The following is a 14290-nucleotide window of genomic DNA, read 5'->3' on the forward strand; positions in this document are numbered from 1 at the left end:
ATCTACAAGCGGCAACCTATATTAAAAAGGTTGTTTATCATTTTGCATTGCCCTATTCTAAAATTAGTATCAATTTTAAATAACCTTAATAATGGCAAAATCAAAAACAATTGTATTAGTACACGGGATGTTCGTGAATGATAGTACCTGGTCAGAATGGAAAAATTACTATGAGCAAAAAGGATATACAGTATATGCTCCTGCAAATCCCGGACACGATGGCAATCCTGCAGCACTTCGGGAAAATATACATCCGGAACTTGTTGACACAGGCTTTATAGATGTAGTACAGAATATTGCAAAACTGATCGATACCTTACCCGAGAAACCACTTGTAATTGGACACTCCATGGCGGGATTAGCGGTACAAAAACTGATTGATTTAGGCAAAGCTGATGCCGCAGTAAGTATTAATGGAGCACCTCCTAAAAATGTTTTACCTCCATTTTCTACAGTAAAAATCGTTTGGCCGGCAGTAAACTTCTTTTCCAGTAAAGGCTATTATTTAGGATCTAGAGACTGGTACAACCGGGCCTTTTTTAATACACTCCCAAAATCTGAACAAGACAAAGCTTACGATCTTATCGCTGTTCCCGAAAGCAGAAAAATTGGCAGGGAGACCTTATTGAAATCTTTCTCAAATGCCGATTTTAAAAAACCACATCAGCCTATTTTATTTATTGGTGGCGGAAATGATAATATATTTCCGCAGGCCTTAACCAAAAAAATTGCCTCCCAATACAAAGATCCCAAAAGCAGAGTTGATGTAAAAATTTACGATAACAAAAGTCATTTTATCTGTGGCGAAAAAGGTTGGGAAGAAATCGCAGATTACATATTAAATTGGTATTCTAATTTATAAATCTCACAAAAGAGACGTACAAAAGAAATATACTATTGTGCGTCTCTAAAATTATAAGTAATACTACTTAATCAATTTAAATAGCAAAATATTTATGTTCCATAATTTCAGATCGTAATTCAGGCATAGCCAAAATTCCTATTTTTTTCCCGACAGTTTTAATGAGCATTTCTTTTTTTAGATTCGAAAGTACACGAATGGCCTGCTCTTCTGTAGTTCCTGCAAAATCAGCAATTTCTTTTCTGGAAAGTTCAATATCAATTAAATCATTGGTTTGACCAAACTTACGATGAATGTACAGCAACAAATCAATTACACGTTCGCGCACATTCATATGAGCAATTTTACGAATGTTGTTCTCACTTTTATTGAGTTCATCAGCATAAAATAACATTAAAGCATAGGTAAATTCAGGAATCTTCTGAAGAATTTCCAACATCGTTTCGTTGCTAAAATTACATAAAACGGTATCTTCTAAGGCAGAGGCACCAATCAAATATCTACTGCTCGTTCCAAATCCGCGGAAGCCAATTGTGTCTCCATTTTTTGTTAACCGAACAATTTGTTCCCTCCCGTTTATGCCGGTTTTTATTGTTTTGACTTTACCTGAACAAATAAAGTACAATCCTTTTATGAGATCGCCTTCTTTAATAAAAGAATTCGATTTTTTACAAACAAAAGTTTCTTTCCTTAAAACATATTCTTTCATCTGTTCTAAATGCAAATGTTTCTTAATAAAACAATTTTCGTTGATACAGTTATAACAAATAGGTTGCTCTTCTTTCATGAGTTCAAATTTTATGCATGGTACACTAAATTGTTGTTCCTCTTTTATTTGAATCAAAAGTAGAAAAATAAATTATAAAAATAAGTATTTATACGTAAAAATACTTATTTTTGTTTAAGAATAAATAAGTGAATTATTTAGATCCAAACAGATTTCATTAGTTATTACTTAAAAAAAACTGTGATGCAAAATACCAAAATCAAAACTACCTGTTCGTATTGTGGCGTCGGCTGTGGTATAATCGTAACTAAGGATGCCAAAAATGGCGTAATGGTTACGGGCGACAAAGACCATCCTGTCAATAAAGGAATGTTGTGTTCTAAAGGAATGAATTTGCACTACGTAGTCAATGACACTTCAGACAGGATTTTATATCCCGAAATGCGCGGCAGTAAATCCTATCCTCTGGAACGTGTAAGCTGGGATACTGCACTTGATCGCGCGGCAGCTGTTTTTACTTCTATCATAAAAAAACACGGTCCTGATAGTGTTGGATTTTATATTTCGGGGCAATGTTTAACCGAGGAATACTACTTAGTAAACAAATTGGTAAAAGGCTTTTTGAAAACCAATAATATCGACACGAATTCGCGTTTGTGCATGAGTTCAGCCGTTGTTGGCTATAAAAAAACTTTCGGAGAAGATTCTGTACCCATTGCTTATGATGATATCGAACTTGCCGATACGTTCCTTATTACTGGCGCCAACCCCGCCTGGTGTCATCCTATTTTATTTCGAAGAATAGAAAAACATAAGGAGAAAAATCCAAAAATAAAAATCATTGTTATTGATCCCAGACGCACGGATACAGCTGCTTTTGCCGATTTGCATTTGCAGATTATTCCGGGATCTGATATAATATTGTATCATGCCATTGCCAAACGTATCATCGAAAAAGGCTATGTCGATCATGATTTTGTAAAAAACAATGCCGAAAATTTTAAACAATACAAAGACTTAGTTTTAAGTACTTCTTTAGAAAAAGCTTCCAAAATTTGTGGTATTTCGGTTAATGATATTAAACTTGCTGCCGATATTATTGGCAAAGCCAAAGGTTTTATTTCGCTTTGGGCAATGGGACTGAATCAAAGCGCTGTTGGCGTAGATAAAAATACCGCTTTATTGAATTTGTCTTTATTAACGGGACAAATAGGAAAACTGGGTTCAGGGCCATTTTCGTTAACAGGACAACCCAACGCAATGGGCGGACGGGAAGTTGGCGGAATGGCGACACTTCTGGCGGCACATAAAGACATTGCAAATCCGGAACATCGAAAAGAAGTGGCTGATTTTTGGGGCGTCGATGCAATATCAGACAAACCGGGTTTAACCGCAACCGAAATGTTCGAAGCCTTGGAATCTGGAAAAATGAAGGCCGTCTGGATTATCTGTACCAATCCCTTAGTTAGTTTACCCGATTCCCGCCGAATCGAAAAAGCGTTACAAAATGCCAAATTTGTCGTGGTTCAGGATATTTCGCATAATGCAGATACTTCAAAATATGCCGATTTATTATTGCCTGCCGCTGGTTGGTTAGAAAAAGAAGGTACGATGACCAATTCTGAGCGTCGAATTTCTTATTTGCCAAAAGGGATTAACGCACCTGGCGAAGCACTTTCGGACATTGAGATTTTAATTCGCTTTGCTAAAAAAATGAATTTCAACGGTTTCAACTTTAATAGTGCCGAAGAAATCTACAAAGAACATTGCGCACTAACTAAAAATACCAACATCGATATCTCGTTCTTAAATTATCATCGCTTAAAAACCGAAGGTACTTTTCAATGGCCAGTTCCGGATTACGGACATCCTGGAACTCCCCGACTTTTTACTGATAAAAAATTCTATACGCCATCACAAAAAGCGATTTTCAATTTACCAACGGCTATAGAAAATACATCCGAACAGCCTAATGCTCAGTTTCCGTTTATTTTAACTACAGGACGAGTTCGCGATCAATGGCATACGATGACCAAAACCGGAAAAGTATCCAGATTGATGACACATACTCCAAGTCCGGTTTTAGAAATAAATCCAATCGATGCTTTTAAAAATGATATTAAAAATGGAGATATTGTCGTTGTGTCGAGCAAAAACGGAGAAGTTCGCGTAAAAGCAAAAGTTACAGATGCTATCAAAGAAAAAGTTCTTTTTTTGCCAATGCACTGGGGAAAACAACTAGAAAATGACCTGAACAGAACTAATAATTTGACCAATACGGTAGTTGATCCCGTTTCTAAAGAACCTGATTTTAAATACACCACAGTCAATATTTCCAAATATGTAAAACCGTTTCAGAAAATTGCTATTGTGGGCGCCGGAGCAGCTTCTTTTAGATTTATTCAAAATTATCGTGAGTTCAATCAAACAGATGAGATTGTAGTTTTTTCAAATGAAGTAAACCCGTTTTATAATCGCGTTTTACTTCCGGAATATATGACTGGCGAATTTAGCTGGGAACAATTGCTAAAAGTAAAAGATGGTGAGGCTTTAAATAAATTAAAAATCACGATGAATGCCAATGTGGCAATCACTAAAATCGATTCTCATAAAAAAACAATAACAGACAGTCAAGGCAAAATACATACATATGATGCTTTGATCATGGCAACAGGAAGCCGTCCCTTTATTCCTGAAAACACACAACTGCACCTTCCGGGCAGATTTACCGTAAGACGTAAAGAAGATGCAGATCGTTTAAAAAAACATCTTGACAGCACTAATTTACCGCCCGAAGAACAACACGTTGTCATAATTGGCGGAGGTTTATTAGGTCTGGAACTGGCTGCTGCTTTAAAACATAAAAAAGTTAAAACAACCATTGTTCAAAGAGCTTCTCGTTTGATGGAACGTCAATTAGACCGAATTTCAAGTAAATTATTAGCAGAAGAAGTTCAGCTTCGTGATATTCAGATCTATTTTGATAATGAAGTCAGTACGGTTTTTGAAACCGATAATCCGAATGAAATAGAAATTGCCTTAAAAAGTGGCAGAATCATCACCGCAAATGCTATTGTTTATACGATTGGAACAATTCCGAATATCGAAATTGCCAGAGAAAGCGGTCTTGCCTGCGGACGCGGTGTAAAAGTAAACCAGTATTTGCAGACCTCAAACCTTGATATTTTTGCTATTGGAGAAATCGCCGAATTCAACAATAAGTTGTTCGGAATCACATCTGCCGCCGAAGAGCAAGCGGATATTCTGGCTAACTTTTTAGCAGGTGATATCAGCAGCTTTTACAAAGGTTCTATTTTAATGAATATTCTGAAACTGGAAGATATTAACCTGTGTAGCATTGGTGATATCGAAATTCCGGAAAACGACGATTCGTACGAAGAGATTATTTTTGCCGATCTTAAAAAACGCTATTACAAAAAATGTATCGTTAAGGACGATCTTCTTGTTGGCGCCATTTTAATGGGAGATAAAAATGAATTTGCCGAGTTTAAAACCATGATCGAAAGCAAAATCGAATTGTCAGACAAACGAAATTTATTACTGAGAGGAAGTTCAAATGCAAAACCAGTCCTAGGAAAATTGGTTTGTTCCTGCAGTCAGGTCGGAGCCGGAAATATAGAAGAAACGATAAAAAGCGGTGTAAACAATTTTACGGATTTATGCAAAAATACAGGTGCAGGATTAGGTTGTGGTAGCTGTAAAACTGAGGTTAAGGAGATATTGGCGAAGTGTAAAGTTTAGTTTCAAGTTACTTTGAACATAAATTTTACCACAGAGGTCACAAAGGTTTTTGCGGTTAAATCAAAACAATACAAAAACCTGACCCGAGGCTAAAAGCCGAACAGACAAAGCAAACAAAAAAAAACTGAAACCTGAAACAAAAATAAAGATATGGAACTAACAAGATTAATAGTAAAAGGAGGCGTTATTTCCCCGGGAGAATTAAGAGAAGTAGTCAATATGGCGATGGATCAGGGTTTAGATTCTATTTCCTTTGGTTCAAGGCAGGATATTATTTTCCCAAAAGGATTTAAAACCTTAGATAAAGAGCAATTAGGCAAGCATCACTTTGTTTTTCCGGAGCAAAAAAGCGGCAATAATATTGTTTCTTCCTATCTTTCTACAGATATTTTTAGAAATACCAATTGGCTTACCGGCAATAAGTTTTTGTACATTCTGGAGCAATTTAAAGAGCAGCCGCGATTAAAAGTCAATATCAACGATCCCAAGCAACAACTTGTTCCTTTGTTTACCGGACATCTTAATTTTATTGCTTCGGAACACGAGGATTATTGGTATTTGTACATTCGTTTGCCTAATTGGGAACGTATGGAAGTATATCCCATCCTCATTTACAGTTGGGATATTGCGCAATTTTACTATGAAATCGAAAAAATTACAGCCGAAGAATCTATTGGTATCGATATGATATTTGCGCTTGTTAGCGAAGCTTTAGACACCAATAATCGAACAATCGACAAGCCATTGAATATTCCGTTTTATCCATTTCCTTATTATGAAGGTATGAATAGAATGGGAATCGATCAATATTGGCTGGGTTTATATTGGAGAAATAATTTATATGATCTTGGTTTCCTGAAAGAAATGTGTGATTTGTGTTTTGATTGCAAAATTGGAAAAATATGCATCACGCCCTGGAAATCTTTTATTGTAAAAGGAATCCCGAAAGATCGAAAACTGGAATGGGAAAAATTCCTGGGTAAACGAGGTATCAATGTGCGCCATTCTTTATTAGAGCTCAATTGGCATTTACCTGTGGCGGTAGAATGGGCTTTGAATCTTAAAACCTATCTTGTTCGAACACTTGATCAATTTGATATCAGTACTTACGGACTCACTTTTGGCATATCAGAATACAATCGCGACGGCCATTATTTTACATCGATTGTGGTCGAGAAAAATGAGTTGCCTAAGGATCTTGAATCCATTAAAATAAGAGATACTTATAATGTTTTGTATGCAAAGAACTTCGACGCCAATACACGCGAATATGTTGTGCATTCCCAAGATATCGACAAACTCGAACTCCCTACCATATTAATTGAGCTTAGTCGAAAATATTTTGAAGAACTCGGAAATTCTGTTTCTGAACCAACAGAAAATCCACAGAAAAAAGAAAAACCACAAGTAGACATTTACCAATGTCAGGAATGCTTAACACTCTATAAATCCGAATACGGAGATGAAAGTCAGGGAATTCCAAAAGGGATTTTATTTACCGATTTAGCAGAAAGTTATTGTTGTTCTTTATGCGAAGCTCCAAAGAGTAATTTTAAAATTTTAGAAATTGTCGAGAATTAAACTAACTGATTTCACTAGTATTTTCAGGAGCTAATCCAGCTGTCCGCTATATCTTTTACTTTTTAAAGAAAAAAGTAAAAGATATAGCGGACAGCTGGGCTAAGGCACTCGTTTCCAAAAGAAAAATCAAGTAAAACTATCACTTATCATTCTTTCATCTTTACAAAGTAATTTACATTATTTCTCAAGTAGAATTGTTAAGAGATTTTATACTTTTATTTTTAGCAAAAACCCAACATATTAAAAATAAACACCTTATAGTTAATTTTTAAGCAAAAACTTAACATTGGCGGACTTGTTTTATGTTTATCTTTACTTAACTGTTAATTAACAATTTAGTTACATTGTAGCAATTACTTATCTAAAAACGCATCAATATGGAAAACGAGAATGAAAAAATTACCCAGGAAAAAACTGATTCACCAACACCTGAAAATACCCAGCCTGTTACAGAAAATAAAAAACCAGTAAATACACCGGCTACAAAAACACCAGTTCGCAGAACAGCACCAGTTAAACCAACAACGGCTGCAAAACCTGTTACGCCAGCATCTACAACGCCAAAAGCGACAACAAAAACAGCTGCAACAACTTCTCCAAAACCTGCAGTTCGAAGAGCTCCGGCAAGAAAAATTACTCCGGCAGCTATCGAAAAAACAGAAGAAATAACAACTCCAAAAGTAACGATCAAAGAACCAGCAAAAAAACAGCCGTCAGAAAATAAAACTGATGACGCAGTTGCAACAAAAGGAGAAAGTAAAAAAGATAAATCAACAGATAAAAAGAAGAAAAAAGTGAAAGACAAAGACAAGGAAAAAGAGAAAAAGAAATTAGCTAAGAAAAAAGATCAGGCTAAAAAAGACAAAAAGAAGGAAAAAGCTAAAAAAGCAAAACAAAAAGCTGCTGCCAAGAAAAAAGAAAAAGCGAAAAAAGCTAAGGAAAAAGCAAAAGCTAAAAAAATAGCCAAAAAGAAAGCGAAATCTAAGAAAAAAGACAAAGCTAAAAAGAAGAAATAATTTAGAAAGAAGGTTTGACTTGAAAAAGTTAGACTTTTTTTATTTGACAAAAACTCATTCCTATAGTTTGTCATTTCGAGGAACGAGAAATCTCCACAAGAAGCTCGACAAAGATTGGGTTTTCGTTGCGGAGTTACTTGCGAAGATTTCTCGTACCTCGAAATGACAATATTGCGTAAACTCCAAAAGAGCTATCCCCCAATCGCAATCATACTACGATTATCAAAGTGAAGTTTAGGATCGTCTATTTCTTCGAGCGTAACCATTCCTGCTCTGACTTTCTTTTTACTTTTTATAGATTCAGAAATCAAATTAGTAATCGATTCTCCATTCCTTAAAGCGGTAAGTAAATCGGTTTCGGAATTAGAGAAAAGGCAATTCTTGATTTTTCCGTTTGCCGTAAGACGAATTCTGTTGCAGCCATCACAAAACGGATTTGTAATAGAACTTATGATTCCAAAATCGCCCTGAAAATCTTTTATTCTATAAGTTCTCGCCGTGAAGTTTTTTTCGTCTTCGAGTTTCTGAATTTCTTCAGAAGAGAAAGTTTTCTCCAGTTCTGATAAAATTTCGTTTTGAGAAATCATTTTACTTCTGTCCCACTCGTTTCCTGCAAAAGGCATAAATTCGATAAAACGAACTGATAAAGGTAAATGCTGCGTTAATTTGACAAAATCTATAATTTCATTTTCATTAAAACCTTTCATCAAAACTACATTTACTTTTACCTTAAAATCATTATTCAAAAGCAAATGCAAATTATCAACTACTTTCTCAAACTGATTTCTAAGCGTTACAGAATGAAATTTGGAAGAAACCAGCGTATCAAGACTCAAATTGATTTTATTGATTTTGTTTTGCTTTAAAACATCAATATGGCGATCAATCAAAATACCATTTGTAGTAATCGAAAGAGCAACTCCAAGCGTGGCTAATTTTAAAACAATCTCAGAAAAATCTTTTCGCAAAAGCGGTTCTCCTCCTGTTAATCTAATTTTATCAACACCATTTTCTACGAAAGTCCGGGCGATCGAAAAAATCTCATCGGCCGTCATTAAACTGGCTTTTGAAGATAATGCGATTCCTTCAGCAGGCATGCAATACGTACAACGCAAATTGCATTTCTCTAACAGCGAAATACGCAAATAATTGTGTTTTCGCCCAAAATCATCCGTTAAAATGGTTTTAGAGGGTATCATGATTTTTTCCTTTTAAAATATGAAAAACATGCAATACATGAGGAAAAACAGCATCCATAGATTCTCTGGCTCCGTTTGTTGATCCCGGCAAAGCCAAAATCAAACTTTTTCCTAATGTTCCTGCAACTGTTCTGGACAACATCGCATACGGCATTCTTTGCTGGCCATAATTGCGAATCGCTTCTTCAATTCCCGGAATTCTGCTTTCCAGTAATGGCGATAAAGCTTCGGGCGTAACATCTCTTGGTGATAATCCTGTTCCTCCCGTAAAAATAACCAACTGATGTTCTTTGGCAAAAGCCTTAGTTTTTTCCTGAATAATATCTAATTCGTCAGGAATAATTTCATAATGCGCCGTTTCAACTCCGCAGGCATTCAATTTTTCTACGATGATTTTTCCGGAACGATCTTCCTTATCACCTGCAAAAATAGAATCAGAACAAACAAAAACTGCTGCTTTGATTACATTCGAAAATTTATTTTTGAAAGATGATTTTCCACCCTCTTTATTAATTAATTTAATAGTCGAAATTTCGATTTCTTTATCAATCGGTTTTAGCATATCATACATCGTCAACGCCACTATCGATGCTCCGTGCATGGCTTCAACCTCGACGCCTGTTTTGTAAACTGTTTTTACATTAAAGATAATTTCGATCGTTAGATCCTCAATTTTATAGTCAACCGAAGTAAACTCAATTGGAATAGGATGACAATCCGGAATCGATAAATGCGTATTTTTTACTGCGAATAACCCTGCTGTTTTCGCCATTTCGAACACATTCCCTTTTGGCACCAGATTATTCACCACAGCATCAATTGTTTCTTGTTTACTTACTTTGACAATTGCTGTTGCTGTTGCAGCTCTTAAGGTGTTTATTTTATGCGTAATATCAACCATTAGTATTTTGTTTCCAGGTGAATGTATCGTTTTCAAACATTTCTTTACCAAAGATTGGCACATCGGTTTTTATCCAGTTTACAATAGCTTCTGTTGCTTCATAAACTTGTTTGCGTCGCGTTGCCGAAACAAATACAAATAAGCAAATTTCACCTGCTTTTACCACTCCTAAACTATGGTAAATGTGCATACAGGTCAAGTCGAATTTAGCAAATGCTTTTTCGCGAATTGTATACAATGCTTCATTTGCCATATCAGTATAAGCAGTATAATCGATTGCTACAACCGTATTATCATGAATAACATCGGCACGAACTTGTCCTAAAAAAATATTATGTGCCCCAATCGTATGTTTCGATTGATGTTTAGCAATCGACTCGGCTATAAATTCAGGAGCAATTGGCCCTTCTACAAATACATTTTTACTCATTTTTTATTTTTTTTCCACAGATTAAAGGATTTAAATGATTTTTCGTTTTACCACGAATTTCTTAGACTATTTTCAATAATCATTTGAATCCTTTAATCTGTGGCTATATTTTTATCTCTTTCAACAATTGCTTCATTGCCAAAGCACCACCAGCAATACTTTTTATATTTTTAAATTGATGTCTCTCCAGCAATTCTGCTGCAATTTTACTTCTGATTCCGGATTGACAGAAAATGTAAATTGTTTGGTTTTTGTCCAGTTTTTCAATTTGATTTTCAAAATTCATTAAAGGAATCTGGATTTGATTCTTCAAATTGATTTTTGGTAATTCATCACTATTTCTAACGTCTAGAAATAAAACCTCATCATTATTGATTTGATCCAAAAGCGAGTGAAAATTTACCTCTTCAATTTGATTTTCTTCTTTATATTTTTTATCAAAAATCTCTTTGTTCATCAATTGAACATCCCTTTTATCAAAGTCATATTTTTGCTGTTCATTATTCAAAATATTATACACTACTATTTTACCACTCAAAACTTCTCCAGTTTCCAAAATCATTTTGATGACTTCGTTTGCCTGAAGCATTCCGATAATCCCAACTGTAATTCCGATTACTCCGGCATCTTCACAACTGGCTGATTGTGTATTTTCATCCGGATATAAACATCTGTAAGTGGGTCCGTTTTGATAATTAAAAACCGAAACCTGGCCTTGAAATCTAAAAATAGATCCGTAAACCATAGGTTTATTAGTTATCAAACACGCATCGTTTATGAGATATTTAATTGCAATATTATCCGTTGCATCAACAATAATGTCATAATTTTCAAATAAGGAAATAGCATTTTTTCCAGATAATTTCTCCGTAATCGCAGTCACTTTTACAAGCGGATTCAATTGGGTAATCATCAATTTCGCTTCCTCTGCTTTATATTTTCCAACAGCCGAACTTTTATAAATCACCTGACGATGCAAATTCGAAATTTCGATAACATCATCATCAACAATTCCTATTTCGCCAACGCCGGCCGCAGCTAAATATGGCAATATAGATGCGCCCAAACCTCCTGCTCCAATAACCAGAACTTTAGCTTTAGATAATTTATCCTGACCGTCCTCTCCTATTTCAGGAAGTATTATTTGCCTGTTATAACGTGCTGTTGTATTCATACAAACTCAATTTATCCTCCTGCAAAAGGCGGTAATAAGGCCACGATATCACTTGTTTGCAACTTGTAATCTGCTTCTTTTGGTAGAATTTTTTGGTTTACTGCCACGCTAAAAGATATAGATTCAAATCGATATTTCTCCTCTAAATTCTGCAATAAATCCTGCAGTGATAATTCAGAAGAAGCTATCTTTTCGAAACTACATTTCGTTTTTTCAGCTACAGCACCAAAATATTTAATCTCAATCATTATTTTAAATTTAAATTCTGAAAAATAAATTCATCTTCAAAATGTTCCTGAAAATAAGAAGTCAGACTTGAAGTGTTTTTTACTACCTCACCAATGACAATAATTGCCGGTGACGAAATTTTATTTTCAGCTACTAATTTACTAATTGAACTTATCGTTCCTACTACTTTTTGTTCGCTATTTTTAGTACCGTTCTGAATAATGGCTATGGGCAAATCATCTTGTCTATTTTGCTGATAGATCGCAATGATTTCCTCTAATTTATGCATTCCCATCAAAATAACCACCGTCGCATTCGATTTTGAAGCTAAATGAACATCTTTAGACAATTCATGATTAGAAGTTGTTCCTGTAATTACCCAAAAACTTTCGGCAATTTGTCGCTGTGTCAGACTTATTCCAACCGAAGCCGGAACTCCTAAAGCAGACGAAATTCCCGGAACAATATTGCTTTCTAACCCAAATTGTTCTGCATATTCAATTTCTTCACTTCCTCTGCCAAAAATAAACGGATCACCACCTTTTAAGCGTACTACATGACCATAACGATTTGCCATCGAAACAATCAATTCGTTAATCTGATCCTGCGTGTAAGCGTGGCAACCTAATCTTTTACCCACAAAAACAATTTCTGCCTTTGTCGCATATTGCAATAACTCTTCATTGACAAGCGCATCGTATAAAACAACATCAGCATTCTCTAAAGCTTTTATTGCTTTTAATGTAATTAATTCAGCATCGCCAGGACCTGCGCCTACAACAGTTAATTTTGGTATTTTTAAATTTCGCATAGCTTTTAACTTAAATTGATATTCAGGTCGTTTAATTCGTCAACGGAATTAATATTGGTCAGATGAAAATTTTCACTTTCTTCTATCGTGATGATTTGATGCGGAATTTTCGCTATTAAATTCATCATTTTTAAATCGTCATTATCAATTGCGCTTTTGATAACGGGTAATACTTTTTTAGAATAAATTCCAATTAAGGGATGCATTCTGCTTTCAGAAGCAAAAACGGTAATTTCAGCTTCCTGATTGTGTTTCGAAATTAATTCTGATAATAATTCAGTCGAAATTAACGGAATATCACAACTCAGAATCAAATTGAATTCTGTTTCAGAATTTGTTAAAGCCGTATAAATCCCTCCCAAAGGCCCTTTATCAGTAATTATGTCGGGTATTTTTTGGTACGGTAAATAATCGTATTCCTTATTATTTGTTATTAATTTTATAGTCAATGTAATGGGTAAAACTGCTTTAATAATATGTTCAATAAATGGTTTATTCTGAAACAGAACCAATCCTTTCTCTGACTGCATTCGGGAGCTTTTTCCTCCACAAAGAATAAATACTGTTAAAGCTTCCATATTTAATCATTTATAATTATAGCTTTTTAACACATAGAGTCATAGCTTTTCAGACTGCTTAAAAGTCGTTTCACTTTGCATGAATACAAATAATTATGTGATAACGTGTTATCATTATGATCTTTCCGCGAACTATAAAATCTATGTTTTGATGTGTTTAAAATTTAAACTCATTTTAGGGAAAGATCAATTTTATACTTGCCATTAATATCACAGTTCCTAACACAAATTTTAATGTTTTATTAGAGAAATAGCCACTTCCGTAAAATCCGCCTAAAACTCCTCCAATAACTGCAATAGGAACCAAATAAAAACTCTCCATCGGGATTGTTTTTCCTCCTAAAAAGAAACCTAACATACCTGCAAATGAATTCACAAAAATGAATAAACTTGATATTGCTGCAGACTCTTTTACCGTTGCCCAGCCCAAGAATAAAAGGATCGGACTCAGGATAATTCCGCCACCAATTCCTAACATTCCAGACAATAAACCTATTATAAATCCTATTGCCAATGCAAAGGGCAATTTAATCTCAACTGCTTCTTTTTCTTTAAAATTAAATACCCCAAACAATCTAAGTGCTGCAAAAACCAATACAATACCTAGAATAATTTTATAAATTGTACTATCCAAAGTCACAAAACCTCCAATAAATGCAGCCGGAACTGAAGCAATTGCAAAAGGATAAAAAAGTTTGGGCTTGAAATAATTCATCCTGTAATAAAAGAAAAACGAAATACTGGACACAAATAAATTCAACAGCAAAGCCGAAGGTTTCATAATTGCCACCGGGAAAGCAAAAATGGTCATCAAAGCCAAATAACCCGATGCGCCGCCATGTCCTACACTAGAATACAAAAAAGCAATAACAATTAAGGCGAAGCTGAATAATAGCATATTTTCGGAACTAAGAAGACTCATAATTTTTGTTTCAGGTTTTTATCTTTTTGTTTCAATTTTTCTTTGTTTCACCTTTATGCTGTATGTTTAAATATACATAATGCATTTCAAACTCTTACT

Annotated in this window: 13 protein-coding genes; 4 read left to right on the forward strand and 9 right to left on the reverse strand. The window is 34.8% G+C overall.

Going from position 1 to position 14290, the window contains the following annotated elements; translation table 11 throughout:
- Nucleotides 1-91 precede the first annotated feature (91 nt).
- On the forward strand, nt 92-862 hold the full coding sequence (locus IRZ78_RS23765) for an alpha/beta hydrolase (RefSeq protein WP_194619629.1): 771 nt from the start codon (nt 92-94) through the stop codon (nt 860-862).
- Nucleotides 863-938: 76 nt separating this feature from the next.
- Here IRZ78_RS23765 and IRZ78_RS23770 read toward each other — a convergent pair whose 3' ends face one another.
- Nucleotides 939-1649 (reverse strand): Crp/Fnr family transcriptional regulator, encoded by a 711-nt coding sequence (locus tag IRZ78_RS23770; RefSeq protein ID WP_194619631.1) that lies wholly within the window; start codon nt 1647-1649, stop codon nt 939-941.
- Between the two features lie 183 nt (nt 1650-1832).
- Here IRZ78_RS23770 and IRZ78_RS23775 point away from each other — a divergent pair, with 183 nt between their 5' ends.
- The 3 genes from IRZ78_RS23775 (at nt 1833) to IRZ78_RS23785 (ending at nt 7948) form a co-directional block, all read left to right on the forward strand.
- On the forward strand, nt 1833-5351 hold the full coding sequence (locus tag IRZ78_RS23775; RefSeq protein ID WP_194619633.1) for a nitrate reductase: 3519 nt from the start codon (nt 1833-1835) through the stop codon (nt 5349-5351).
- A gap of 150 nt (nt 5352-5501) precedes the next feature.
- Nucleotides 5502-6932, forward strand: coding sequence for a rubredoxin (locus IRZ78_RS23780; RefSeq protein ID WP_194619635.1), 1431 nt, complete (start codon nt 5502-5504; stop codon nt 6930-6932).
- Between the two features lie 377 nt (nt 6933-7309).
- Nucleotides 7310-7948 (forward strand): hypothetical protein, encoded by a 639-nt coding sequence (locus IRZ78_RS23785; protein WP_194619638.1) that lies wholly within the window; start codon nt 7310-7312, stop codon nt 7946-7948.
- A gap of 191 nt (nt 7949-8139) precedes the next feature.
- On the opposite strand, the gene moaA is transcribed toward IRZ78_RS23785, so the two are convergent.
- From moaA to IRZ78_RS23825, 8 genes are all read right to left on the reverse strand, one after another.
- Nucleotides 8140-9147, reverse strand: a complete 1008-nt coding sequence (gene moaA / locus IRZ78_RS23790) for a GTP 3',8-cyclase MoaA (RefSeq protein ID WP_194619640.1) — start codon at nt 9145-9147, stop codon at nt 8140-8142.
- A complete protein-coding gene (gene moaCB / locus IRZ78_RS23795; protein WP_194619642.1) occupies nt 9134-10048 on the reverse strand; it encodes a bifunctional molybdenum cofactor biosynthesis protein MoaC/MoaB in 915 nt (304 codons plus the stop codon). Before moaCB ends, moaA begins: the two co-directional genes overlap by 14 nt.
- Complete coding sequence (locus IRZ78_RS23800) at nt 10041-10478, reverse strand: molybdenum cofactor biosynthesis protein MoaE (RefSeq protein ID WP_194619644.1); 438 nt, start codon at nt 10476-10478, stop codon at nt 10041-10043. Before IRZ78_RS23800 ends, moaCB begins: the two co-directional genes overlap by 8 nt.
- A gap of 103 nt (nt 10479-10581) precedes the next feature.
- Nucleotides 10582-11652 (reverse strand): HesA/MoeB/ThiF family protein, encoded by a 1071-nt coding sequence (locus IRZ78_RS23805; protein ID WP_194619646.1) that lies wholly within the window; start codon nt 11650-11652, stop codon nt 10582-10584.
- An 11-nt stretch (nt 11653-11663) separates the two neighbouring features.
- Nucleotides 11664-11900, reverse strand: coding sequence for a MoaD/ThiS family protein (locus tag IRZ78_RS23810; protein ID WP_194619648.1), 237 nt, complete (start codon nt 11898-11900; stop codon nt 11664-11666).
- Nucleotides 11900-12691 carry a uroporphyrinogen-III C-methyltransferase gene (gene cobA / locus IRZ78_RS23815; RefSeq protein WP_194619650.1) on the reverse strand — a complete coding sequence of 264 codons (792 nt, stop codon included), beginning with the start codon at nt 12689-12691 and terminating at the stop codon, nt 11900-11902. The genes IRZ78_RS23810 and cobA overlap by 1 nt, the downstream gene beginning before the upstream one ends.
- 5 nt (nt 12692-12696) lie before the next feature.
- On the reverse strand, nt 12697-13269 hold the full coding sequence (locus tag IRZ78_RS23820; RefSeq protein WP_194619652.1) for a molybdenum cofactor guanylyltransferase: 573 nt from the start codon (nt 13267-13269) through the stop codon (nt 12697-12699).
- Between the two features lie 175 nt (nt 13270-13444).
- Nucleotides 13445-14191 carry a sulfite exporter TauE/SafE family protein gene (locus tag IRZ78_RS23825; RefSeq protein WP_194619654.1) on the reverse strand — a complete coding sequence of 249 codons (747 nt, stop codon included), beginning with the start codon at nt 14189-14191 and terminating at the stop codon, nt 13445-13447.
- Nucleotides 14192-14290 lie beyond the last annotated feature (99 nt).

The organism is Flavobacterium sp. CSZ (genome assembly GCF_015350725.1).
Lineage (GTDB): Bacteria > Bacteroidota > Bacteroidia > Flavobacteriales > Flavobacteriaceae > Flavobacterium.